The sequence below is a fragment of the Spirosoma oryzicola genome (genome assembly GCF_021233055.1).
GTDB lineage: Bacteria > Bacteroidota > Bacteroidia > Cytophagales > Spirosomataceae > Spirosoma > Spirosoma oryzicola.
Window position 1 is genome coordinate 4,765,554 of sequence record NZ_CP089538.1, and the last position, 25,657, is coordinate 4,791,210.

The 25,657-nt window shown below is 49.1% G+C and carries 22 protein-coding genes; 7 read left to right on the forward strand and 15 right to left on the reverse strand.

The annotated features are described in order from the left end of the window. Positions 1-51 precede the first annotated feature (51 nt). The 6 genes from porL to sucD form a co-directional block, all read right to left on the reverse strand. Complete coding sequence (porL, locus tag LQ777_RS20165) at positions 52-873, reverse strand: type IX secretion system motor protein PorL/GldL (protein WP_232559741.1); 822 nt, start codon at positions 871-873, stop codon at positions 52-54. A 120-nt stretch (positions 874-993) separates the two neighbouring features. Then, the gene (gene porK / locus LQ777_RS20170) at positions 994-2,121 is read right to left on the reverse strand and encodes a T9SS ring complex lipoprotein PorK/GldK (RefSeq protein ID WP_232559742.1); all 1,128 of its coding nucleotides are present in this window, start codon (positions 2,119-2,121) and stop codon (positions 994-996) included. Positions 2,122-2,387: 266 nt separating this feature from the next. Next, a complete protein-coding gene (locus LQ777_RS20175) occupies positions 2,388-3,359 on the reverse strand; it encodes a PorP/SprF family type IX secretion system membrane protein (RefSeq protein ID WP_232559743.1) in 972 nt (323 codons plus the stop codon). 205 nt (positions 3,360-3,564) lie between these two features. After that, entirely contained in the window at positions 3,565-4,350 is a 786-nt protein-coding gene (locus tag LQ777_RS20180) for a uroporphyrinogen-III synthase (protein WP_232559744.1), read from the reverse strand. A 103-nt stretch (positions 4,351-4,453) separates the two neighbouring features. Continuing rightward, a complete protein-coding gene (locus LQ777_RS20185; protein WP_232559745.1) occupies positions 4,454-5,635 on the reverse strand; it encodes a DUF4271 domain-containing protein in 1,182 nt (393 codons plus the stop codon). A 98-nt stretch (positions 5,636-5,733) separates the two neighbouring features. Then, positions 5,734-6,609: a succinate--CoA ligase subunit alpha gene (gene sucD / locus LQ777_RS20190; RefSeq protein WP_232559746.1), complete on the reverse strand. Its 876-nt coding sequence runs from the start codon at positions 6,607-6,609 to the stop codon at positions 5,734-5,736. A 158-nt stretch (positions 6,610-6,767) separates the two neighbouring features. Here sucD and LQ777_RS20195 point away from each other — a divergent pair, with 158 nt between their 5' ends. Continuing rightward, positions 6,768-7,343 (forward strand): DUF6962 family protein, encoded by a 576-nt coding sequence (locus LQ777_RS20195; RefSeq protein WP_232559747.1) that lies wholly within the window; start codon positions 6,768-6,770, stop codon positions 7,341-7,343. Positions 7,344-7,479: 136 nt separating this feature from the next. Beyond that, the gene (locus LQ777_RS20200) at positions 7,480-8,574 is read left to right on the forward strand and encodes a DNA topoisomerase IB (RefSeq protein WP_232562880.1); all 1,095 of its coding nucleotides are present in this window, start codon (positions 7,480-7,482) and stop codon (positions 8,572-8,574) included. A gap of 12 nt (positions 8,575-8,586) precedes the next feature. On the opposite strand, the gene LQ777_RS20205 is transcribed toward LQ777_RS20200, so the two are convergent. The 3 genes from LQ777_RS20205 to LQ777_RS20215 form a co-directional block, all read right to left on the reverse strand. After that, positions 8,587-9,279, reverse strand: a complete 693-nt coding sequence (locus LQ777_RS20205) for a DUF421 domain-containing protein (protein WP_232559748.1) — start codon at positions 9,277-9,279, stop codon at positions 8,587-8,589. A gap of 45 nt (positions 9,280-9,324) precedes the next feature. Further along, positions 9,325-9,534 carry a DUF2188 domain-containing protein gene (locus tag LQ777_RS20210; RefSeq protein WP_232559749.1) on the reverse strand — a complete coding sequence of 70 codons (210 nt, stop codon included), beginning with the start codon at positions 9,532-9,534 and terminating at the stop codon, positions 9,325-9,327. 77 nt (positions 9,535-9,611) lie between these two features. Then, positions 9,612-11,000, reverse strand: a complete 1,389-nt coding sequence (locus LQ777_RS20215) for a TolC family protein (RefSeq protein WP_232559750.1) — start codon at positions 10,998-11,000, stop codon at positions 9,612-9,614. Positions 11,001-11,106: 106 nt separating this feature from the next. Between LQ777_RS20215 and LQ777_RS20220 the strand changes: the two genes are divergently transcribed. Then, positions 11,107-12,738: an amidohydrolase gene (locus tag LQ777_RS20220; protein ID WP_232559751.1), complete on the forward strand. Its 1,632-nt coding sequence runs from the start codon at positions 11,107-11,109 to the stop codon at positions 12,736-12,738. A gap of 1 nt (position 12,739) precedes the next feature. Here the strand turns inward: LQ777_RS20220 and LQ777_RS20225 are convergent, their stop codons facing one another. Continuing rightward, positions 12,740-13,198 carry a 3-oxoacyl-ACP synthase gene (locus LQ777_RS20225; protein WP_232559752.1) on the reverse strand — a complete coding sequence of 153 codons (459 nt, stop codon included), beginning with the start codon at positions 13,196-13,198 and terminating at the stop codon, positions 12,740-12,742. A gap of 169 nt (positions 13,199-13,367) precedes the next feature. On the opposite strand from LQ777_RS20225, the gene LQ777_RS20230 reads away from it, so the two are divergent. Then, a complete protein-coding gene (locus LQ777_RS20230) occupies positions 13,368-14,222 on the forward strand; it encodes an SDR family oxidoreductase (RefSeq protein WP_232559753.1) in 855 nt (284 codons plus the stop codon). Between the two features lie 89 nt (positions 14,223-14,311). After that, positions 14,312-15,175 (forward strand): SDR family oxidoreductase, encoded by an 864-nt coding sequence (locus LQ777_RS20235; protein WP_232559754.1) that lies wholly within the window; start codon positions 14,312-14,314, stop codon positions 15,173-15,175. Positions 15,176-15,252: 77 nt separating this feature from the next. Here LQ777_RS20235 and LQ777_RS20240 read toward each other — a convergent pair whose 3' ends face one another. Then, positions 15,253-15,966 carry a LolA-like protein gene (locus LQ777_RS20240; RefSeq protein ID WP_232559755.1) on the reverse strand — a complete coding sequence of 238 codons (714 nt, stop codon included), beginning with the start codon at positions 15,964-15,966 and terminating at the stop codon, positions 15,253-15,255. A 166-nt stretch (positions 15,967-16,132) separates the two neighbouring features. Between LQ777_RS20240 and LQ777_RS20245 the strand changes: the two genes are divergently transcribed. Beyond that, positions 16,133-16,465 (forward strand): hypothetical protein, encoded by a 333-nt coding sequence (locus tag LQ777_RS20245; RefSeq protein WP_232559756.1) that lies wholly within the window; start codon positions 16,133-16,135, stop codon positions 16,463-16,465. Between the two features lie 3 nt (positions 16,466-16,468). Here the strand turns inward: LQ777_RS20245 and LQ777_RS20250 are convergent, their stop codons facing one another. The 4 genes from LQ777_RS20250 to LQ777_RS20265 form a co-directional block, all read right to left on the reverse strand. Then, complete coding sequence (locus tag LQ777_RS20250; RefSeq protein WP_232559757.1) at positions 16,469-17,650, reverse strand: sodium:proton exchanger; 1,182 nt, start codon at positions 17,648-17,650, stop codon at positions 16,469-16,471. A gap of 71 nt (positions 17,651-17,721) precedes the next feature. Continuing rightward, positions 17,722-19,209 (reverse strand): 1-hydroxycarotenoid 3,4-desaturase CrtD, encoded by a 1,488-nt coding sequence (crtD, locus tag LQ777_RS20255; protein ID WP_232559758.1) that lies wholly within the window; start codon positions 19,207-19,209, stop codon positions 17,722-17,724. Positions 19,210-19,283: 74 nt separating this feature from the next. After that, the gene (locus LQ777_RS20260) at positions 19,284-20,150 is read right to left on the reverse strand and encodes a PE-PGRS family protein (protein WP_232559759.1); all 867 of its coding nucleotides are present in this window, start codon (positions 20,148-20,150) and stop codon (positions 19,284-19,286) included. A gap of 56 nt (positions 20,151-20,206) precedes the next feature. Next, positions 20,207-22,888 carry a PAS domain-containing protein gene (locus LQ777_RS20265; RefSeq protein WP_232559760.1) on the reverse strand — a complete coding sequence of 894 codons (2,682 nt, stop codon included), beginning with the start codon at positions 22,886-22,888 and terminating at the stop codon, positions 20,207-20,209. A gap of 245 nt (positions 22,889-23,133) precedes the next feature. Between LQ777_RS20265 and LQ777_RS20270 the strand changes: the two genes are divergently transcribed. Further along, the gene (locus LQ777_RS20270; RefSeq protein WP_232559761.1) at positions 23,134-25,617 is read left to right on the forward strand and encodes a S9 family peptidase; all 2,484 of its coding nucleotides are present in this window, start codon (positions 23,134-23,136) and stop codon (positions 25,615-25,617) included. Positions 25,618-25,657 lie beyond the last annotated feature (40 nt).

The window sequence follows — 25,657 nt, forward strand, 5'->3', positions numbered from 1 at the left end:
GAGACTATTACACTGTAAGAAATAGTCTCCAGCCGCAAACCGTAAACCAGACTATTGATTTTGACTACCACGCATGGCAGTTAACATACTGCCGTATACGTTGTTGAGCGAAGCAAGATTACCGGTCAACTTCGCCATTTCGTTTTTGAACTGCTGAGCGTCGCGGCTTGCGTCTGACATGTTCTCCATAGCCGAAGTGAGGCTACCGTAGAAAGCATTCATTGCTTTCAGGTGCTTGTTGGAATCCTGCAATTCCAGCTCATAAACAGCATTCAGAGCGCCCATATTTTTGGTAACTTTCTGAAACTGATCGCGATAATCTTTAGCGTCGGTCGTTGCGTCGGCCATTGAGTTCATGGCTGTAATGGCTGTACCGTATGACTTGTTCATCTCACTGATCGAACTAGAAGCCGACTTAACGTTGCGAGCGTAATCATTCGTAGCAACAGTTGCGTCCGTCAGATCGGTCAGTTTCGAAACCGTATCATTCAGGTTGCGGAAACCTGAACCCAGACGCTCAAATACGTCAGGCGTTACTTTGGCCTGCGCCAACATCTGATCCATATTACCAGTCAGACCGTTTGTTTGTGGAGCTGGTTTGCGGGCTTCACCTTTGTAATCATCAGCCAACTCAGGATAAACGCGCTCCCAGGCGTAGCCGTCATCAGCTGTTGCTGGGTTAGTGAAGCTCTGAACAGCGTATAATAAGAAGATAACGACCTCTGTCAACAGACCGGCTGTTAAGAGCCAGCCTAAACCTTCATTGTGGGTAATCTTTGCCCAGGCACCCGCAATTACGACGGCTGCACCGGCACTATAAATGGTTGGTACTAAACGATCCCAAAAGAAATTCGTGGACTTTGCTGCTGCCATGATAAGCGATTTGGTTGGAACAGGTAACTAACTTTTTGTGGTTAAGATTTTAGTTGAATGCCAGCTAATTAGATATGTGGTAGAGAAGTATTTTGTCTCGTCTACCACCCATCGATACGCTTATGCTTTTTTAGCGGATGCTTTTTTGCTGGATTTGCTTTTGCCTACACGGCCACCACGACCCGATGCAGCACGGCCCTCAAGGTTGTCCATCACGCAACGGAAACCGATGTAGGAACGCTTCTGATCTTCGTATTCGAAGTAGCGGGTACCCGTTTCGAGGTAGTAAGCGATATCTTTCCAGGAACCGCCCCGAACCACTTTCCGAGGTTCATCGGCATTCTGGTTATCAGGGTTCATATCCCATACGACGGCGTTTGAGTTGTCCGCATAAGCGTCGCGGCACCATTCGGCAACGTTTCCGGCCATGTTATAGAGACCGTAGTCGTTCGGGCTGTACGCTGTCGCTGGAGCCGTGTATGGATAACCGTCGGCATCGAAGTTACCACGCTGAGGCTTGAAGTTAGCCAGATAACAGCCTTTACCGTTGGCAACGTATGGGTTACCCCAAGGATACTTGGCACCGTTTTTGCCACCACGGGCAGCCCACTCCCACTCCGCTTCGGATGGAAGACGGAAGCCAAATGAGCGATAACCACCGTCTTTCGTACGGAAATCGTCAAGCGTATTGGTCCGCCACTGACAGAAATGTTTAGCCGCGATCCAGCTAACTCCTACGACCGGATAAGTATCGAAAGCAGGGTGTGCATAATAGTGCTCCAGCATTGGGTCACCGTTGTGATAGGTAAAGTCGTTTTTCCAGACCGTAGTATCCGGGTAATATTTTGCCATGATTTCCTCTTCACCCAATACGGATACCGAGTCGGCCAGCAGCGCGTTGACGTACTGCCGATATTCATGGTTCGATATTTCAGCATCGTCCATATAGAACGAACTGATCGTTACCTGACGGTTCATGTTGATCTGAGTAGCCGCAACGTCTTCGTCGGCTTGCCCCATGATAAACGAACCAGATGGAACCAGTACCATACCATATGGAGTTGGTTGCTTCCAACCTTTCCGACCCGTAGCCGTGATTTCTCCATTGGTTACACCGACTTCCCCTCCTTTGCCGTCCTTACCACCAAATTTTGATTTCATAAAGCCGCAACCTTGCATCAGCAGAATCACGGCTGCGACCATTACCACTCGGGTTGCGTTGGCTGTAAACCAGTTGTACTTCATCATTATAAGACTTTTAACCTTCTTCTTGTGCGAGATCAGACTAAAAACGAAAATCCGATTAGATATTGTATGTGGATTTCTCTTTACGCGGAATTTCTTAAAAACGTTGCTTGACTGCTTGTCTCCCAATTGGTAAGGGTGTTTTTGTTTATACTCACTTCCTTCAAAAATAAGCAGCCATCTGCAAACAGCCTAACAAGAATATTGCCAAAATGTTAGTGACTGTTATTTAACGCAACAAATCTAAAATAATCCATTTTTATATCAAATTAGTACCGAAAGCGTGGCGTCCGGATAATTGGCTTCTTCCGAGGGTCGGGCGACGGCAAGGCATAACCCAGTATAATCTCGTGCGACGTTGCACTTTTCGTGCTTGCTCCCAAGACCATATCAAGCGAATAGCCAACGCGTAGCGCATTGTTACGCATCAAATTAATACCACCAGTAATCATAGCTGCATCCTGATACCGGTAGCCAACACCAGCCCAAATCCGATTCGCGTAGGTGCCAATAATGTTTAAGGTTGCGGTTGAATTACGAATGCCACCTTCTGTGGCGTATTGAATCAAAATGGATGGCTGAATGTCGATATCATAGCCTATGCCCAGTCGATAACCAGCGGTCAGATAAGCGCTTGGATACAATGGGTTGGTTGAACGATCCGTACCTAATGTATACGATGCTTTGTTGATGTGATTAACGCTTACGCCAAACCAGTAATCCGTTGTATTGTAATACACACCAGCTCCGATATCGGGTCTGACCTGACTGATCCGACCGGTTGGAATGAGTGGGTCACCTGCCTCGCCGGGTCTAAGCTGACCGTAATCATACCCTTTGTTGAAGGCACCCGCCTGAACACCAAGCGACAGCGTACCATTTTTTAACGCTAGTCTATACGCATACGACACTTGTACGGACTGGTTGTAGTTTGGACCTACTTTATCATTCAGTAAATAAATGCCGATACCACTTTTGATACGGGCCAATGGCATATTGAATGATAGAATCTGTGAGTTCTGTCCACCGCCCGGATCAGAGTTACCAACTGGCTGATAACCGAGGTATTGAGTACGTTGAGTCAGCTGTATGCGTGATACCCCCTCCGATCCTGCAGCAGCCGGGTTGTAATAGAGCGGATTATACATGTACATACTAAGCTGTGGTTCCTGTTGAGCAACAACCGAACGAGCGGTAAGCATCAAGAGCAGAAAGGCAAAAGAGTAAAGTGTGCGAATCATACAAGCAAAGAAAAAGGGACCTGCGCCAAGACTTGTTGTCTATTTAAGATACGCATTGGTAAGATCATTGCAACCGTACGGTGCAGTTTACAAATAAACGCCGAAACTGCTAACTTTATTGAACCTAAAAAATAAAGGTTGGCTGCTGGAAAAAGGACTGGAAATGCCCTATTCCAACAACCAACCTCCGTAAGATACCAACTGTTTATGAATTGTTGGCCTTTTTGATGTAAAGATCGAGGGCACCGGTCATTGACGGTGCGTTAGGTAGTGGTGCTTCAATATCGAGTGTTAAGCCAGCATCCGTAACAGCTTTTGCGGTAGTAGGGCCAAAAGCAGCCATCCGCATTCCGTTTTGCTTGAAATCGGGAAAATTCGTCATCAGTGAAGAGACTCCCGATGGACTGAAAAAGGCGATTATATCGTAGCTGTGAATATCCAGATCTGATAAGTCCGTTGGGACCGTTTCGTACATAACAGCCTCCGTAAAATGTAGGCTACTGGTATCCATAAACTCCGGAATGTCGTTGCGCCGGATGTTCGAGCACGGAAACAGGAACTTTTCGTTCTTGTGTTTCTTGATCAGATCGAACAGTTCGGTTGCTGTCTTGCTGCCATTAAAGATTTTCCGCTTGCGAATGATGATGTATTTCTGAAGATAGTTGGCGGTTTGCTCCGAAATACAGAAATACTTCATGTCAGCCGGAACCTCAACGCGTCCTTCCTGACAAATCCGGAAGAAATGATCGATTGCATTACGACTGGTGAAGATGATAGCGGTGTGATCCAGAATGTTGATTTTCTGACGGCGGAAGTCCTTATACGATACACCTTGTATCTGAATAAACGGACGAAAATCGATCTGAATGTTATACTTGCTGACTAAGTCAAAATAGGGAGATTTTTCGTCGGCAGGGCGGGATTGGGTCACTAACAGCCGATTAACCTTCGTTAGCCGGTCTTCTGTGGATTGCATGCTGGTCTCGTTCATTGAATCTCAACTCGTTTCAATAGTCAGTTCTGAGTTCATGGCTTTGGTTTATAATTGACCAGAAAACCAACCATAAACCGCAGCTATAAACTGTAAACCACTCTCACAGCGCGAAACGAAGGCCTATGATGAGTGGAATCAATTCAACGATGCAAAGGTACGAAAATAAATACAGATTCTTGATAGATTCAAGACTACGTATGACAATGTATAGAAAGGCCAAACGGGCCAGGTAGAAGATTAAAATAGGCAATAGCAAGGCACTTTCTGACCAGGTTGTACTCGTTGTGTTATAAGCAATTATAGCCAGCAGCAGCGTTAACACCGTGAAAAACAGCATCGACGATTGTAAAGCCTTGAAAAAATGGATATTGATGATACTTTGTAGCTTGTATAATCCACCAATAACCTCTAAGGCTATATATTTTCCCATTAAGGTAATAAACGCTACGAAACTCAGTATAGCAAACTCACCCAGTATGGACCATAGGCTTTGTTTACCCAGTAAATGTCGGGATAAGAACACATCGAGGTTACGACTCTGCACGAACACCATCAGATAAGCAACCACAAAGCTCAGATTAAGCACAAAAAGGACGTTGGTGCCACTCAATGGACGGCTAATCAGAAACGATTCTTCCTGCGCCCGCAGTGAAAGCAAATCGCGCAAGCTGTAGAACCGTAAAAAAGCCCGGTGGTAGAACGAGAACAGAAACGTGTGCGTTGCCAGCAGAAACAACAATCCCAGACTTAGAAAATTGTCGTAAACGGAAAACGTACGGGGTCGTACGCTCAGGTTATCATCACGTAAAACAACCGGCTTCTGCGTCAGCGATTTAGGATAACCGATAAATAGTTGCTTATTCGTTAAGCCAGGAGCCCCATAGATCGTCAAAAAGATCTCAGGTTGTCGAAAGGCACGGTATAAACTATCGATGCTGAACACGTACCATTTTCCGGCCTCCAGTTTGTGCTTCAGTGCTGCGTTGATAAACAGATACCCGTCCTGCTGGGTCGAAACAAGCAAATTGTAGTTTCGATTACTTTCCAGATCGACATATGTGCTAAGCGCTCGTTGGTCGGGCTGCTGCTCGACGATATAAGGAACATACGCTTTAGCTACCTCGTCGTAGACCTGAAAGTCATCCCTGAAATCGTGAACGGGGTAATACTGGTTGGACGGTCCAATGCCTTCCGTACGTGTCTGAGGAAAGGCAACTTGTGTTAACAGCAAAAAAAAGAACAGAAGAGCGAACTGTGGCAAGGGGAAAAAGCGAGGAAGCATAGTCGTACCTAATCCTGTACAACTTAGTAGCTTCTTTGTCACTCTTTTACTACCCCACGGTCCGGTCTTCTGCGCTTTCACTAGTGTTCTTTAGAAATTTATTTGCCCAGCGCTTTCAGCATGGTATCGCCGATAAGCGCAGGAGATTCAACTACGTGGATACCGCATTCACGCATGATCGCCATTTTAGCGGCTGCGGTATCATCGGCTCCACCTACAATAGCGCCCGCGTGACCCATTCTACGTCCTTTAGGAGCAGTCTGACCAGCGATAAATCCGACAACGGGTTTGCGATTACCATCCGCCTTGATCCAGCGAGCGGCTTCGGCTTCCATACCACCACCAATTTCACCGATCATAACGATGGCTTCGGTTTCGGGATCGTTCATCAGCAATTCGACAGCCTGTTTGGTTGTCGTTCCAATGATTGGGTCTCCACCAATACCGATGGCTGTGCTTTGTCCCAGACCAGCCTTTGTCAATTGGTCAACGGCTTCGTAAGTCAGCGTTCCTGATTTAGAAACGATTCCGATGGTGCCTTTCTTGAAAATAAAACCAGGCATAATGCCAACTTTACATTCCTCCGCCGTCATTACCCCCGGACAGTTCGGACCGATTAGTCGAACATCCTTATCGGCAAGGTAGTTTTTCACGGCCACCATGTCTTCCGTCGGGATACCCTCGGTAATGCAGATAATCACCTGAATACCGGCCTCCGCAGCTTCCATGATAGCGTCAGCAGCAAAAGCGGGTGGTACAAAAATGATAGAAACATTAGCACCAGCCTCGTCAACAGCCTGTTGAACGGTGTTGAAAACGGGGCGGTTCAGGTGCGTTTGTCCACCTTTGCCGGGTGTAACCCCACCGACAACATTGGTACCATACTCGATCATCTGCTGGGCGTGGAAACTGCCCTCCGAGCCAGTGAAGCCCTGGACGATAACTTTGGAGTCCTTGTTAACTAAAACACTCATGACAGTTAGTAAATCGTTGGCGATGCGATTGAATTTGACGCAAAACGAACCGGCGATCGTGCAAAGACTTTAACAGCTACTGCCTTTGCCTTTCGTCTGTTAATCGTGCATCTTTAAATAAGTTGGGCAAAAGTAGCCGAATCTTCGTAAATTACGTGATGATTTTTTCGCACATTCTCTCTGGTTCTATTCTAGCCGGAACGGGCGTTGGGGTATTCTGGCATTTTTTTCAGCGAGTAAGCTTATTTAACCGGCTTTTGTGGGGCTTCTTTTTACTCACGGTTTCTCTCGCTGCACTAATTGGCATTTTTCATTACGCAGACAACAAGTCGCTTGAACCCTTACACCGCTCGATGGTCGTGCTATCCGACAGTCTGGGCGTAATCTGTGCAGTAGTAGGGGTTTGGGGATTGTTGAATCGACGGTCTTATTCACTGATGACCTTCGTAACGACCATGTTGTTTGGCCTGTTCACGTTTATCATGCTGCTGCTGCCCGAAGTGCGCGTCTTTACCCCTATCGTGCCGTCTCTGGCTATTTTGGTTCTTATGCTGCTGGCTGTCTTTTCGCTGCTTCAGCGCAACAAACGGGGACTTTGGATTGTGCTGGCCGCCATGATGATGGGCCTTGCAACGAAAGCGGAGTCATTTGAATCATTTATTCACCCGACGGATTTTTATCACTACGCCAGTGCGTTGGCACTCTGGTTTTTTGGGAAAGCCGCTGAGCGCTAATCGTCTGTATATTCAAGGCGGGACCAACGGGCGAATTCAGATGCCTTTCGGCGGTAATCACCAGGCGAAATACTTTAATCGTCCAGCTAACCAATTCCCTAACCAATCAGTTACCAATCCACCAAACACAACGAACGTGGATTTACTGGAACTGGCACACGACCCGGTTAAGGCTGCCAAGGCAGCTAAACTTGTGTACATGAACGACACCATGCCGGGCATCAGCCGTCGCAAAACCGGCGATCATTTTTCGTACTTTGACACTGACGAGCACGCTGTCGAGGACGAGCAAACCCTGTCTCGCATCAAAAGCATGGCGCTCCCCCCGGCCTGGGAGCACGTCTGGATTAGTCCAAAGGCAAATGGTCATTTGCAGGCTACGGGTATCGACACCAAAAACCGAAAACAGTACCGCTACCACACAAACTGGAACGCGATCCGCAGCGAAACAAAGTTCTTCCGCATGGTGGCGTTTGGGGAAGCCCTGCCAAAACTTCGCGCTCGGCTCGACAAAGATTTGAAACAAAAGTCGCTAACTCGCGAAAAAGTAATCGCTATTGCGCTCAGTGTCATGGAGCAGACCCTTATTCGGGTGGGCAATGCGGCTTACGAAAAAGAGTATGGTTCTTACGGCTTGACAACGCTAAAAAACCGACACGTTAAAGCAGAAGGGTCCAATCTACGTTTCAGCTTCAAAGGCAAAAAAGGCATTTACCACGATATTACGCTTCAGGATCGCCGATTGGCCAAACTGGTGAAGGACTGCCGCGAAATTCCTGGCAAAGAACTGTTCCAATATCTGGATGATGAGGGCGACCGTCACTCCATCGATTCGGGTATGGTGAATGACTACCTGCATGAAACAATGGGCGAAGATTTTTCGGCCAAAGACTTTCGAACCTGGGCCGGAACGGTCAATGCGCTACGTCTGCTGGTCGAGTTGGAGCCTTGTGAGTCGGAGAAAGAACTGAAAAAGAACGTCAACACTGTCCTTGACGAGGTGTCGCACAAACTAGGCAACACCCGGACGGTTTGTCGCAAGCACTACATCCATCCGCAAGTTCTGGAGTCCTACGAATGTCGGGATCTAAACGAATACATTGAGCATAAAAATCGCTTTCGAAAGACAAGTCCACATGGGCTGGATGGTGTCGAGAAGCTGCTGCTCAAGTTTCTCAACGATCAGGTTAAGAAAGTCATCAAGAACCCCAAGGTAAGGAAAGCAATCTAGGCTACAGATGCTTCACTGTACGGCTTCGGTCCACTCCGAGTGGCGGCAGCGTGGGCAAACAAACTGATTAACGGGTCCTGTAAACGTCTGTACGTGACCGCAATTAGCGCATGCGTACTCCCCCGATTGACGAATTGTTTCCGAACGACGCATCAGGTCGTTGGGCAAAATGGACAGGCCCTTCTGCGCATCGCTTTCTTTAAATTTGAAGAGGCTCAGTTGCCCGTTGGCCTCCAGAATAGCCACACGAACCTGCCCGAGCTGTTCGATACCTTCTACACGTAGGTCGGCAAACAACTCGTCCTGACTCAGATCTTCCTGGCTAAAATTGTTAACGAGAATACACCCGTTTTCGATGACATAAACGGGTTGCCCTTCAACGATTTTCTGGACTGTTTCATTCCGGTCGCTAATGCGGGTGGCGAGTTTATAACAACCCATCATCACAACAAATACAACCACCGCCGACGCCAGCGGCACATCGTCGTAAAACATAGGGTCGCCAGCGGCAGAACCGAGGCCAATAACCAGCACCAGTTCGTAAATGGATAACTGCCGTACTTCCCGCTTACCGGAAACTGTCAGCGCGGTTAGCAGAATCAGGAACATAAAGGCCGTTCGAAGAGCGACCTCACCAAGGTACAACCAGGGAAATTCGTGAATAACAATACGCTCCCAGTCGAAGGGCTGAACGGGTTCTTTCATGGTAGTGGACAAAATAAGTAGATGGATCGGCTCGTACCCAAGTACTTATTTTTTGTTCTCCGGAGCGTTATCCTTACGGATTTTCATACCCCGGTTAGAAGCCCACTCTTCAGCTTTGGCGGTTCCTATGGCAATGGCGCGCGTTTCATCAGATCCTTCGGCAAGCAGGGCGTTGACAATATCAATCGCTTTGTTGCGAACGGGTGCCATAAAATATTTTAGCGAATCAGGGTACTCTTTTTTGGTGAAAGGCATAGCAAGTTATAAAGTTAGTTGTCCCGTAATAGGCTGATTTACCGACCTTATAACTCGCTACCTCCCCGACTGTTTAATTACCGACCTAGTTCCTGCGTGATCGTACTACTCAACCGAAGTAACTCGATTTCAGCCGCTTTGGCAGTGAATTCTGCCTCGATCAGACGGATTTGGGCATCGATAGCGTTGCGTTGCACATCCCGAAATTCAACAAACGTTGAGTTCCCGATCCGGTAACGATCATAAGCAATATCGACGTTCTGGTTCGCTAACTGGTTGTTCTGAACTTCCAGGTTAAGCAGCCGCAGACTGTTTTGGTAGGTCTGGTACGTTTGCGTAAGCGCTAAATGAAGTTGTAAGCGCTGATCGTTCTCCTGATTTTGAGCGATAATCGTGTTCACGCGTGCATTTTGAATCTGCCGTTTCAGGTTATACCCGTTAAAAATTGGGATTGAGGCTGTTACCGAATAATTGAGCGATCCCGTCCGACCCGTTCTGATACCAAATCCTCCCTGATTGTCCTGGAACTGGTACGTATATCCCGTTTGTGCCGTTACCAGTGGAAGTTGCTGGGCGCTTGCCAGTCGGATGCTCACATCGGCAAGTGTTCGGTTTAAGACTGCCGATATCAGCAATGGGTTATTTGTATTCAACGATTGCTGGAGCGATGCAAACTCCAGGTTAGGACGCGCAATGATGGTATCGCGCACGGCAAACTCGGTGAGCGGCTCGCGTACCAGTTGTGTATTGAGCAGCACTTTTGCGTTACGCAACGCTTGTTCCTGCGCAATCAGAGCAGCACTATCCGTATTGTAATCTACTTGAGCACTCAAAAAATCAACCTTCGACCGCGCACCGACTTCGTAATTGGCACGTGCCAGTTCGAGTCGCTCACGTGAAATGTCAAGGGCTTGGGTAAAGGCGATCAGCCGCTGAAGCTGCCGAATCACATCATAGTAGCTGGTAGCGATACCGGCTACTGTCGCTTCGATATTGGCGCGCGTCGTTACTGATGTAATCTTCAAAAGTTGCTGAAGCTGTGCATACAGTGCCGACCGGGCATAGCCATTAAAAACAGTGTAGTTGAGGTTGATCCCCAGATTGGTCGTTCGGTTAAACACCCCATTCGCTTCCTGCGGTGGACGAAGGCCGTCGAGGTACGTTTGCCGGAAGCTCTGCAAGCTTCCGTTCGAAAGCCCGTTAAAGACCAGCGAAGGCAGGTAACCCGCGTTTCCTTTCGTGTAGTTGTTTCGGGCGATCTCTTCCTGAGATCGATTGATCTGAATCTGGTAGTTCTTGCTGACAGCTTGTTCAATCGCCTGGGTAAGTGTCAACACGTCACCCGGCTGCGGTATGGTAGCCACCGTGAACGTTCGTTGTTGAGCGCGTTGAATAGGGTTTTGAGGTTGTTGGGCAAGGGCCGGAAAAGAGAGGCAGGTAAAAAGAATCCAATTACGGAGCTTCATTGAGTTATTGTTGACAATGACGATTCAGACAAAAATACAAGAATCTGTGATTAGCTGGTCGGGTTATTGACGTTTCCGTTAATTTGCGTTTTTCCCAACATCAGTCATGATACGCCCTCTTTTATTAATCACTGCTTCATTCCTATTCCTGTCAGCCTGCTCCTCCAAGCAGAAAGCTGACCTTTTCGTTAGAAATGCCCGTGTTTATACCGCTGATTCAAGCTTTTCGGTAGCCGATGCCTTTGTGATCAAAGACGGTAAATTTCTGGCGGTTGGCGCGGCTAAAACACTCGCTGACCAATACGATGCCGACAGTACAGCCGACCTAGGCGGCCAGCCCGTGTACCCTGGTTTTTACGATCCACACTCCCATTTTCTTGGTTTAGGCCAAGTTCTCAATCAAGCCGATCTGGTTGGTGCCGCTTCTTACGATGAAGTGATCGAACGCCTGAAATCGTTTCATCAGCAACACCCCGATGTTATGTGGCTGACGGGCCGGGGCTGGGATCAGAACGACTGGCCCGACAAAACATTTCCGACTAAGGAGAAACTGGATGCTGCCTTTCCCAATGTACCGGTTGCACTAATGCGGGTAGACGGTCATGCGCTGCTCGTCAACTCAAAGACCTTACGGTTAGCGAAAGTAACGGCCAGCTCAAAACTACCGGGCGGTGAAGTCGTGGTGAAGAATGGGCAGCCAACGGGCGTTCTGGTGGATAATGCCATGCAGCTTATCAAACGGGTAATTCCACAACCGACCGATGCCGACAAAGTACAGATGCTGCAAGCCGCCGAAAAAGTATGCGTATCGCTGGGACTCACCACCATTTCAGACGCGGGCATTAGCCCTGACGAAATCAACCTCATCGATAGCTTACACAAAGCAAACAAGCTAAAGATTCGCGACTATGCGATGGTCAGCCTTGGCGAACCGAATCTAAATTATTTTCTGAAGCGCGGGCCTTTTCAGACGGATCGACTGACGGTTCGTTCGTTTAAGCTGTACGCCGATGGTGCTTTAGGATCGCGTGGAGCCTGCCTTCGGCGTCCGTATACCGACCGACCCGAAACAGGCGGTTTTTTGTTGCTTAGTCCGGGTGAGCTGGAGCGTGTCACCAAACTCTTGCACGCTAGCGGCTTTCAAGCAAACACCCACTGCATTGGCGACTCCGCTAACCACCTGATGCTCGATCTGTACGGAAAATTGCTGAAAGGTCGCAACGACCGTCGTTGGCGGATTGAGCACGCTCAGGTCGTATCGCCCGAAGACGTTCAGAAATTCGGTCAGTATTCCATTATTCCGTCCGTACAGCCGACTCATGCCACCTCCGATATGTACTGGGCCGCAGAACGGCTTGGTCCTATTCGCGTTAAAGGCGCTTATGCCTTCAAAGATCTACTGAAACAGAACGGAATGATTGCGTTCGGTAGCGATTTTCCCGTTGAGGCTGTCAACCCTCTGTTTGGCTTTCACGCAGCGGTTGCGCGTCAGGACGCAAAGAATTTTCCAGCGGGCGGTTACCAGATGGAAAACGCGGTTGATCGTAGGTCGGCGCTGCTGGCTATGACACGCTGGGCCGCTTACGCGTGTTTCGACGATCAACTGCGCGGCAGCATCGCAGTGGGTAAACAAGCTGATTTCGTCATCCTGGACCGCGACATTATGCAGGTACCCAATCCGCAACTACGCGATACCAAAGTGAAGCAGACCTGGATTGGTGGCGAACGCGTTTATTAAATTAAGCCACGCTTACAATTGTATAAACCATCTTATTGAACGTAACCTCTTCGCCCGCGCGCCGACCGGCTAATGCCACTCCAACAGGCGATGCGGGCGAAACGGCGAATATATCCTTGTTATCGACCCTGAGTTTGCCCGCGCTGATACTAATAAAAAACGTTCCCCGATTGGTCGTTACCAGACTACCCGGCTGAACGGTGCTGTACTCTTTTTCGCTATTGATTCGGGCGAGTTCCTGCTCCAACGTCAGAGCACCATCGAGCTGTTGGGCGTAGCGGTCACGCTCAAGTTGCGCCATCGCCCGGCCCGTCTCGTACTTATCCCCTGCACTGCTTTTTGATTCGGAATTGGCGGATTCCTGAGCCGCTTCCATCGCTTGCCGGGCGGTTTCGATACGCTGTTGAACGTGCGCTCTGCACTGTTCCACCAAAGCCTGCTTTATTTCTATTGAATTCACGCGTCTAAATTCTTTTGTGCCGTGATGCGGTGTCTGCCACTTCACTAAGTTGACGGTACGATATTACATACGAAATGCGGAGGACACAAAATCTACTAAAACAGTAGCTTTCTCAAAACAACCGTCGTTGGTTTTGGCTTATCAAGTTAAGTACAACCAAATCAACGTTATGGAAGCAAAAATTCCCCCACAGCATCAGGCTATCCAACCGGGTATTGAGGCTGAACTTGATCCCCAGCCGAAGGTGATCCGGTACCTTTACAAAGGAGCTAACAAATTAAAAGACAAAGTCGCTATTATCACCGGTGGCGATTCGGGCATTGGTCGGGCGGTAGCCGTTCATTTTGCCCGCGAAGGCGCTGATGTCGCGATTTCGTACCATCCGCGCGAAGAACAGGACGCCCAGAAAACAAAGGAACTCGTCGAGGCCGAAGGCCGCAAATGCCTGCTCCTCCCCGGCGATATTCGTCAGGAAGAATACTGCAAGCAGCTTGTTGAAGACACTGTCGAGAAACTCGGCAAGCTGAATATTCTGGTCAACAATGCTGGTCTGCAATTGCAGCACCAATCGCTCGAAGAGGTTCCCGATGAGGCTCTGCTAGCAACGTACGAAACTAACATCTATTCGTTTTTCCGCGTCACCAAAGCCGCTGAACCCTATTTAACCAAAGGCGACAGCATTATCAACACGACCTCGGTAACCGCTTATCAGGGCCGCGCCGACCTGCTGGAATACTCATCGACCAAAGGAGCGATCATGGCATTTACGCGTGCTTTGTCCGGTAACCTGATCAAAAAAGGAATTCGGGTGAATGGTGTAGCGCCCGGCCCGATCTGGACTCCGCTCAACCCGGCTTCGGTCAGTGCCAAGGAAGTCGCGCAGTTTGGGAAAGACGTACCAATGAAACGGCCCGGTCAACCCAGTGAAGTAGCACCCGCCTACGTGTTTCTCGCATCCGACGATGCTTCCTACATCACCGGCCAGGTACTTCACCCCAATGGTGGTACAATCATCAACACGTAGTCAAATAGGCTGGATTTCGGCATAAAGTCGGATCGAAAAAAATAGCCCGTGTCGGGTTTGAAACCTGGCATCATCAAACTCATTTCGTTATGGAACAAATGGAAATTGAAACCAAGCCCCAGCATCAGGACGCACAGCCGGGACTTGAATATGAAATGGACCCTCAGCCGATTTATATTCGGGACAACTATCAGGGAGCCGATAAATTGATCGATAAAGTTGCGCTGATTACGGGTGGTGATTCGGGCATTGGCCGGGCGGTGGCGATTCACTTTGCCCGCGAAGGCGCTGATCTGGCGATTGTCTACCATCCCCGTGAAGAACAGGACGCCCAAAAGACAAAAGAACTGGTTGAGGCTGAAGGCCGTCGCTGCCTACTGCTGGCGGGCGATCTCAAACAACTATCGTTTATCCGGGAAGTTGTTGGTAAAGTGATCAGCACCTACAGTCGGATCAACATTCTGGTCAACAATGCAGCCAACCACATCGAGCAACAGGAGTTTACCGATATCTCGGACCAGCAGATGCGCGAAACGTTCGAGCTAAATATCCTCGCGATGTTCCGGCTAACCAAAAACGTACTGCCTCACATGGGTGCGTATGATTGCATCATCAATACTACGTCGGTTGTATCGTACCGGGGTAGCAAAGCCCTGATCGACTACGCGTCTACCAAAGGAGCCGTGACGGCGTTTACGCGTTCGTTGTCGCAAAATCTGGTGGATCGCCATATTCGCGTTAACGCCGTAGCGCCTGGTCCCATCTGGACGCCCTTGATCGTAGCGACCAAAACGCCCGAAGAAGTCGAAAAATTTGGTTCCGAAACACCGATGGAACGCCCTGGTCAACCCGCCGAATTAGCACCGGCTTACGTCTTTCTGGCGTCGGAAGACGCGTCGTATTTTTCGGGTCAGGTAATTCACGTCAACGGTGGTGAAGTAATCAACTCGTAATAACTACAAACGCGCACTGGCAGGCAAAAGCTTATTTTAGTATTTTGCCTGCCAGTGCGCGTTTATAATCAGACTCCTTATTTGATGGTGAAGTCGGAGTCCTTCAGCCCCTTGTTGACTTTCACGTTATCAACCGACATGGTCATCGGCCCGCGTGGCGACTGCTGCGTAATCGTCATGGGAAACTTAACCCCGTTTACTTCTTTATAGTCCGAATAACCCGATGTCATCGTCATTTGGCCACGCGCGTTATTGCTCGTCACGACAGACTGCACTTTCAATCCGGTTGTCGCATCGAAATTGTCCGTCCAGGTAGCGGAACCGTCGGCGGTCGTATGGCTCAATTTGTAGGTGTCTTTGCCGTCGATTTTCTCCGGGCCAACAACGGTTGACTTTATTCCATTCTCAGCGTAATGTAGTTCCGGAAAAATAACGTTCATCGCGGTCATTTGCTGGGCTGCCGATCCTTCCAGCGTGTTGCTGTTTCCCTGCATACCGCCCATTACAATCTTCGAACCGTCGCCCGTTTGCTTCATAACCTCCATTCCGTTGGCGTTGATCACCATCGAAAACTTGTTGGGCAACTTCTGCTTTCGGGTAATCATAATGGTTCCCATCTGCCCTTCGCTGGACATACTTGTCGTTACATCTGTGACTTTCGTCAGTGCATCTTTACCACCAATGGCCGCAATGTATTTATCTAAAATTTCGTCGGCAGTTGGCGTTGTCTGGGCCATTGCCGAATAGCAAAGTAAGGGCAGTGAAAGTAAGGCAATAAATAGTTTTTTCATGGTTCGATTTAGTTAGTGAGTTTCACCAAATGTACGAGATCGCAAACATACTTTTTCGCCAAAAAACAAGACTTTAGCGATGAATGGAATTTCCCTTCGGTAGTCACTGTTTTTCTAGTGGATGTTCATTTGTACCAATCAAGAGTTGATCACCTTCTTTCAACCAATGGCTAGATTCGTCATTCGTGTTTCCTCGCTTGGTCCCGATGGGATGGCCTTATTCCCGTTTATATTGGTGCGAAAGCCTAATCCGGGAGCCGTTTTACTCAACCACGAACGAATTCATTTGCGCCAGCAGGCCGAGCTAGGCATTCTGCTTTTCTACATCTGGTATGTCGTCGAGTACTTCGTCCGGCGGCTTCACTACCGGGAGCATTACGAAGCGTACCGAAACATTAGTTTTGAGCGCGAAGCATTTGCCAATGAAGCCAACCTGACTTACTTAACGAAGCGTTCGTTCTGGGCATTCTGGCCGTACCTAAAGACGTCAACTGAGTGAGTTTTATTCTTCTTGAATAGCAGTTTTCTGCCTCAGCCCGCCCAACATCATCACAATGAGCGACAATACAACGACCAGTATGGGTATACCATCGCGAATACCGATCACCCGCATACTTTCGGGAATGTTCAGGTAAAGCAGGACCGTGATCAATCCGCGGGGAGCTATCCATAACAGCGGATTCATTGGTCCCTGATACGTCAGTCGCAGGGTAACCCAACGCCAGGCAATGATGACCGCCACAAAGATAGCGCTGACAATCAATGCGTCCCGGTCCCACAACTCACTGGGGCTTGCCGCGTAACCTAGGATCAGAAAGAAGAAAGTACGAACGACAAAAGCGCCTTCGGCGGTGAGGTTTTTGAGTTGCTCCAATTCCTTTTCGAACAAGTCATTTTTCAGAATACGACTCAACTGCCCCCGAATAAACAGTTCGGTATTATTCAGGAATAAACCAAAAATCAGGATCAGCAGCAGTGACGACAAATGATTGATCTCGGCAATGGCATAGACGAGGAACAGTACGGAGATGATCGGCAGAAATTTGATCCGGTGGTTGATCCGGCCAATCAGGTACAACAGCAGAAAGCAGCAAATCAGCGATAACAACGCCATGATAAAGGTATCGCGGGCGAAAAACCAGATGGCGCTTAATACGGAATCGCGGCTGACAAGCAGGAAATTAAACAGTAAGACGCCAATGATCCCAGCAAAAGCCGACTCGTAAATTACAAATTCGCCCTGCCCGAACGACAGATTTGATACGCTTGGAATAGCCACAGCGCTACTGATAATGGAGAATGGTAGCGCGGCAATCAGACAATGGTAAAAAGAATCATTCAGCAAAAGGTATAAAACACTGGCCAGCAGAAACGTGATCCCCGCGACCGAAAGCAACGAAGCGATTAACGTACGTCGGATAATGCCTAGCTTGTCGCCGTGTAGCTCTAGATCAAGGCCGTTTTCTAGTACGATCAGGATTAAGCCTAGCGTACCCAGTGTCGGTAAAATCGTATTGACAAACGGAAGTTGAACCCCGAAATAGTTTGTCGCCTGCCGGGTCAACAGACCGAGTAGCAAGAGCAATAACACAGAAGGCGTTCGTAACCGGCTGCTAAACAAGTCGAACGCGTAGGAAATAAGAACGGATAAGCTCAGAACAATAATCAGAATCGACGAATCCATTCGGCAAGATAAAAAGCAGTTTTCAGCTTAACCCATAGCAAGCCCTAAAAACTACTAATCGACGCTGAAAACTACACTAAGTCCGTAGCGATTTTGGCCGATAGTAAACACAATGGGATTCCACCACCCGGATGGACGCTTCCGCCAACAAAGTAAAGGTTATCGAATTGACGCGAGAAGTTGGCATGACGCAGAAAAGCCGCAAAGCGATTGTTGCTGCTGTTGCCGTAAAGCGCTCCCTGTGCCGACGAGGTTCGTGCTTCAATACTTCGAGGGTCCAGTACAGACTCCGTTTCAATGTACTTGCCGATATCTACTCCCAGATTCTGGCTAATCTTTCGAATGACATTCTGCCGGGTCTGAGCAATGATCGCATCCCAATCCTGTCCCGTATTGTTGGGCACATTTAACAGAATAAACCAGTTTTCGCAACCGTCGGGTGCATCGTCCGGTTTAAGCTTTGACGTGATATTCAGATAAATCGTTGGATCAGACGAGACGTTATTCTCCTGAAACAACGTTTTGAATTCAGTCTGGTAATTGTTGCTGAAAAGAATATTGTGCAACCCAAGTTCTGCAAACTGCCGCTTGATACCCCAGTAGAAAATCAACCCTGAGCTTGATTTGGGTTGCCGCAGAATCCGCTCCGGCTGGCGGGCAGTTGGCAACAGCCTGCGATACGTACTGACAATATCCATGTTGGAAACGACCAGCGCAGCTTCGACCGTGTCGATACCGTTAGCGCGGCTAACTCGGATTCCTTTTACCTGTTTACCTTCCGTTATGATCTCGGTAACGCGTGTATTGTAATGAAAGTGAACGCCCAGTTCTTCCGCCAGCTTCAGCAGACAGGTGGTGATGCTGATCATACCTTCTTTCGGAAAAAAAGCGCCGATGTTGTATTCCAGATGCGGAATGATGTTCATCGTAGCCGGTGTCTGGTACGGATCGGAGCCGTTGTACGTGGCGTACCGGTTGAACAGTTGAACCAGTTTGGCATGGTTAAACCGCCCGTTGTTAGCCTCGTTCATCGTGCCGAACACACCCAGCCAGGGCAGGTTCAGGTAGCCGGTTAAAGCATCCCGGTTGAGCCAGGTCGACATTTTATGAAGCGAGCGCTGTAAAAACAATTTCTCGGTTACCTGGTATTTCCGGGCACTATCGTTGAGGTGCTGGTGCAGGTGACGAGCGGGTTCGCCTAGTACGGTTTCGACTTCCTGCCCAAATCGATTCAGATCAGCCCAGGCCGTCAGCCGGGTGTTATCATCCCAGAAATAGCGGCAGGTTTCATCAAGTCGGGTATACTCAAAATAATCGGCTGGATTGCGGCCCGCGAGCCGGAATAATTCATCGACCAGATGAGGCATCGTAAAGAGCGATGGCCCCGCATCGAACCGGTAGGTCCGACCGTCGGGCGTCATTTGGTCAAAGCCGGAGAGCTTACCACCCGGATACGAATTGGCTTCGAACACATCGACGTCGTAGCCTTTTACGGCTAAGCGGATGGATGCCGCAAGTCCGGCGATACCCGCTCCAATGACAGCAGCTTTCTTTTTCACAGATACAAAGAAACGTTTTGATTCAGACGTAAGCCGCTGTCGAACCAAAACGTTTATTAATTTCTACTTACTGCTTACTGTTTGGCGTAGTAGTACAGATTTACCGACGAAGCACTCGCGCGTTCACTAAGGGTAAAGAACCCTCTGCCGTCCTTATCGAAGGCGATAGCTTCCCCCTGCGGTTCGGCTTTGACAACCAACTGACGAGCGGTTCCTTTCTGCATGGCATCAGCAACGGTTTGGCCGGCTTCACGTTTCCAGTAGAAAACCTGGAGGTATGTCCGTAACAAAATTTCTGTTCCATCGGGCGAGATAGCCGCGCTTGTAACGTACGTAAACGGCAATTCTCCGTAAGCTTCGAGGGTAGTTACCTGATTCACATCCTGCGGATACGGAAGCCGATACATCCGTATTTTGCCTTCCCGCTTCGAAAAAATCCAGGTGTCGCGGGTTTGCGGGTCAACCAGGAGCGCTTCGGCATCGCGTGGACCGTCGGGGTATTTGAAATTTATTCGCTCGACCTGCCCGATTGCTTCCTGCAAACTGGCCGGTTCGGGTAAGCGGTAAATCACGCAGTTTGGCCGCTGGGCATTGTTATCACCGATATCAGCGATATACAGGTAGTTTTTACCGCTCTGTGGGCCAGGACCAATCGACAGATCTTCCCAATCCACGTTCGTTGCATTGGGTATACTAATTTTACCTTTCAACTGACCATCATGTCCGAGCAGGGCCAGTTCAGCGGGGCTACCGCTATCCTGTTCAACCCAGATGTTTCCCGGCTGCGTCCGGCTATCGACAATGCCCGAAGCTTCGTCAATCAGGCCGGGCTGAACCGGGGCAATTGTTGGATCACTGCTAAACCTGGCCCCGTCAGGTGATACACCGACGTTACAGGACAGGACTGTCAGTGTACCAAGAACTAAAATGATAATGCGCATGAAAATTCCGGTTGATTCAATCGTCAAAGTAACGAAAGAAGCCGTTGATTAAGTCTTTAATTTGAGGGAGAGGGCAGCAATAGTCGGAAAGTAGCCCCTTCACCCGGTTGCCCGGTCGCCGTGATATAGCCATAATGATTCTCGACAACTTTCTGTACTATAGCCAGTCCAATTCCAGTTCCCTGGTACTCGCTGCGTCCGTGCAGACGCTGAAATACCTGAAAAATCCGCTCAGCATATTGGGGATCAAATCCAATGCCATTGTCAGTGATGGTAACCAGATAAAATAGCCGATTACTATCCGTGGGTGATACAACAAAGCCGGATTCGCGACCACGAACCTTTTCTGACATTATCGTTACTTCGGGTAATCGATCTGGCTTCGCGAACTTTAACGAGTTACTGATCAGGTTTTGCACTAGCTGTCGTAGCTGAAGCGCATCGCCCATAATGGTGGGTAACGAACCAACAGTCAGCAGGGCTTTTTTATCGTCAATGACCGTTTCAAGATCGTTGATAACCTCACGAGCAACGGTACTCAAATCGACGGGCACATGCACTTCACCCCTGTTCGAGACCCGCGAATACGTCAATACGTCTTTGATCAGCACCTGCATCCGAGCGGCAGCCGACTGCATTCGTTGAATCATGTCGGCCCCTGCTTCACCAACAATTGGAGCATACTGGGTTTGCAAAATATCGCCAAATGCCTGAATCTTTCGTAGAGGCTCCTGAAGGTCGTGGCTGGCTACGTAAGCAAACTGTTCCAGATTTCGATTAGAGCGCTGTAACTCGACTACCGACGCTTCCAACTGCTGCTGAAGCTGCTTGAGCGGAGTGTAATCACCGAAGGTCACCAGCACCTCATCGCCCATTCGGGTTACCAGAATATCAAGCCACGCGTCGATACCGCCCCCGTCGTAATGAAAGTCAAACCGCTGCGTTTCGCCCGTTTGATACGCCTTTTTATACAAGTCGAACATGCCGTTGTCCTTGTAATCGGGAAACCAGGTACTACCGAGCGCACCGATAACCGCTTTGGGTTCTTGCCCGACGTAAGAGGCTAATTGCCGGTTAGCCGTCTGAAAGCGAAAATCAACGACTTCCCCGCTTTTATCCCGTACCGGATTAAAAAGAAAGATCCCCGTCTGGGAGGTATCGATTACCGTCTGCAATTCGGCCCGCGACCGCTCCAATTCCTGCTGCGCCCGTTTTATGTCGGTGATGTACTGGAAAACAGTCAGCACATCGTCTTCCTGTTTGACCATTGTGATTGCCGCCCACAAATCGACACCGTCGTCGCAGAAATGATGTTCGTACTGCTTCGTTTCAGCCGTTTCCCATACCTGTTTTAAGTGGTCGAAGAATCCTTTCTGCGCGGAACCCGGAAACATCGTAAAGAGCGTGTTTCCCTGCATGTAGTCTAACGGTCGGCCAGTGGCGGTAGCGGCTATAGGATTCGCCAGTTTATAGCGAAAATCAATGATAACGTTGTTTTCATCCCGTATCGGTTCGTAGAGGACGAGAGCCGCCGGTGAATTATTGATCACCGTTTGCAGCAGATCCGCCGATTGCCGGATTTGACGCTGGATTTGTTTTTCTTCCGATATATCCGAAAACGTAACGACAAAACCATCGTTCAGCTTGAGCGCAGAAGCATGAATCCACATATCAAGCCCATCGTAGTTGTAATGAACTTCCATACTGGTCCGCTCACCACTCTCGACCGTATGGACATACATGTTCATCATCCCTGATTGAAGATTACCAGGAAAAACGTCCAGCATCGATTGCCCGATTAGTTCGTCTGCTGTTTTACGCGCTAGCAGCGAGGCCGCCTTATTGACCGCTATAAACTTGAAATCAACAATTTGCCCGGATTCGTCCCGCACGGCTTCGTAGGCAATAATACCGTTGGTCGAATTGTCGAGTACGCTGTTAAGCAGGTCCGACAACTGCTTGTATTGCAACACATCTTCTTTTTGCTGCGTGATATTGATGCCCGTTACAACGCATCCGTCTCCTAATTTGGTAATGGATGTATCGTACCATTCTTTTACATCAGGATAGTAGTGCTGGGCAAACAAGGGCTGTCCGGTTTCGATTACCTGCGAGAAGAGGTTAAACTGACCGGTCTCCCGCGAATGTGGCCGTAAGTCAAGCAGGCTATTATCCAAGACTTCTTTGCCATATCGGTTCATCACATCCTGACGAGCTACTGCGTTAGCCAACCGTACCCGAAAATCCTGAACCTGACCAACCTCGTCGCGAATTGCTTCGTAAACGAATATGTTGTTCAGGGCGGTATCCAGAATAGTTTGCAGCAGTTCTGTCTGTTTGTTTTTGTCCTGTTCGGCTTCCTTCAACGGTGAAATGTCGCGTGTGACGCTAAGGACTCCGTCTCCCAATTTACTCCGGTCCGTCAGATACCATCCATTCAGAATCGTATTGAAGTAGACCTCCTCGGTAGGCTTGCCTGTTTCGACAATAGTTGACAGACTTGTAAATATGGTTTGGGCAATAAGCGCCTGGTCCTGCCTGTCATTGAGCAGAAGCGTTCCAATGGCCACCTGATATTTGCCTGCACTATATTCTTCTGCTTTCTTGTTGGCGTAATCGACTCGAAAATTAACAACCTGACCGCTGTCATTACGAATAGCCCGCAACCAGATTACAGAATTGGGCAACGCATCAAGAATTTCAGAAAATTGCAGATCTACAGAATTTATAGTCGGCATTTACGATAACGTCAAATATAAATAACACCCTGACAATTAATCTCATTACTTTATTAGAATCGACTTATCCACAGCGTTATTCATTGTAGGAATTCCAGAAGTAAGAAGCGTCAACGAAGGTACATAATTTACTGCGCAAAAGTCATTCCAACAAATAGGTGCGTCAAAACAGCCTTTTTGATTCTAATACCATTGGATTTCAGCGTATCTTTAGAGCCTTTGTTAACCGAAAACAACCTCTATTTATGCTTCACAACCTCTCTGTTCATCGAAAAAGCCGCCGGCTCCTGCTTGCGCTGGCGGTCACGATTCCGATTTTCGGATACGCTCAGGATGCGCCAACTTATCAGACTCCGCCCAAAGCCCTGGCTGATCTGGTAACAGCCCCGCTGACGCCTACGGTCAGCATGTCGGCCAAGGGTGATCTTATGCTTATTCTAGAGCAGGCTTCCGCCCCAAGCATTGCCGAGCTTGCCCAACCTGAATTAAAATTAGCGGGGCTGCGCATGAACCCAGCCAACAATGGTCCCAGCCGGGCGCGCTACATCACGGGATTGAAACTCAAGAAGTTGATGGACAAGGATGAGAAAGCCATAACGGGCCTTCCGGCTAATCCGCTGATTAGTTTTGTCCAGTGGTCGCCCGACGATACGAAAATTGCCTTTGCCAATTCGACCGATACCCAAATTGATCTGTACATCGCCGATGTAGCAACGGCTTCCGCAAAAAAAGTGGGTACGTTAGCGCTCAATGCTACGCTGGGTGTACCGTTCCACTGGGTTTCCGACAGCAAAAGCCTTATCGCTAAAGCCATACCAGCCGGGCGTGGTGCAGCACCTGAAGTTAGCCGGGTACCGGCTGGACCAACCACACAGGAAAACGTTGGCGGTAAACGCGGGCAGGCTCCTACGTATCAGGATCTGCTCAAAAATCCGTCCGACGAAAAGCAATTTGCTTATTACACAACCGCTCAGGTGGTTCGGGTGGGACTGGACGGCTCAACGACCAACATCGGGCAAGCCGGTATTATTCGTTCGGCAGAACCTTCGCCGAATGGTCAGTACGTTATGGTCGAAACGGTTCATACGCCGTTTTCGTATCTGGTTCCGGTTTATCGCTTCCCGCTCAAAACGGAGATCTACGCCATGACCGGATCACTGGTCAAAACTTTGAACGACGGCCCCTTACAGGAAACTGTAGCCTACAGCCCCGACGGTGCGCCAACTGGCCCACGCGAGTTTACCTGGCGCGCCGATGCTCCCGCATCTGTCTACTACACAGTGGCGCAGGACAATGGTGACCCCAAGGTGAAAGCCGACATTCGGGATAAGGTCTATCTGGTTGACGCACCGTTCTCGGCCCAACCCAAAGAAATCTATGCCGCTCAGTACCGCTTCGAAAACTTCGACTGGGGTAATGAATCAACCGCATTGGCTACCGAACGTTGGTGGCAGAACCGGAAAAGCCTTACCAAGACGGTTAATCCTGCTAACTGGCAGACAACGGTTCTCTTTGATCGTTCGTACGAAGACCGTTATACGAATCCGGGTCAGCCGGATACGAAACACAATCAGTACGGTCGCGAGGTGCTGAATATTTTGCCTAGCGGTGAGATTCTGATGGTCAACGGACAGGGTGCATCGCCCGAAGGCGACCGTCCATTCGTAAGTCTGCTTAACCTGAAAACTAAACAAAATCGTGAGCTTTGGCGCTCAGCGTCTCCTTATTTCGAGCGTCCTGTTGCCGTGCTCGATGCTGTTAAACAAGTAATTCTGACCACGCGCGAAACCCCCGACGAGAACCCGAATTACTTTGTGCGTAATCTGAAAGCCCGTATTGCCCCCATTCAGGTAACGACTTTTGCACACCCTTATCCACAGTTGAAAGGGATTCAGAAACAGCAGTTGCGCTACAAACGCGCCGATGGTGTCGATTTGACGGCTACGCTTTATTTGCCCGTTGGCTATAAGAAAGAGCAGGGCCCTTTGCCAACATTCCTGTGGGCTTACCCCGCCGAGTTCAAAAGCAAAGATGCCGCCAGTCAGGTATCGGGTTCGCCTTACCAGTTCAACCGGATTAGCTATTGGGGAGCCGCTGCCTTTGTGACAATGGGATACGCTATTCTGGACAATGCCAGCATCCCCATCGTGGGCGAAGGCGACAAAGAACCGAACGATACATACGTTGAGCAACTAGTTGCCAGTGCCAAAGCCGCCATCGACGAAGGTGTTCGGCTGGGTGTTGTTGATTCGAGCCGCGTCGGTGTGGGTGGTCACTCGTACGGAGCCTTCATGACCGCCAACTTATTGACGCACAGCAAACTATTCAAAGGTGGTATTGCCCGCAGCGGTGCTTACAACCGGACGCTAACACCGTTTGGGTTCCAGAACGAGCAACGTTCGTACTGGCAGGCTCCCGACGTGTATAACAAAATGTCGCCCTTTATGAACGCCGACAAAGTGAAAACGCCCTTGCTGCTCGTACATGGCGAAGCCGACAACAACACCGGCACGTTCCCCATTCAGTCCGAGCGATATTACAACGCGCTGAAAGGTTTCGGTGCCACAACTCGTTTGGTATTCCTTCCCTACGAAAGCCACGGTTACACGGCTAAAGAGTCGTTGTTACACATGCTTTGGGAGATGAACGGCTGGCTGGATAAATACGTCAAAAACCCGGCTCCAACGGCCAAAGCTGGTCAGGCGGGCAAAGTTGGTGGTGGTAAGTAAGCTACAGTCTATTTGTTCGAAGAGCCGTCAGCGAACCGTT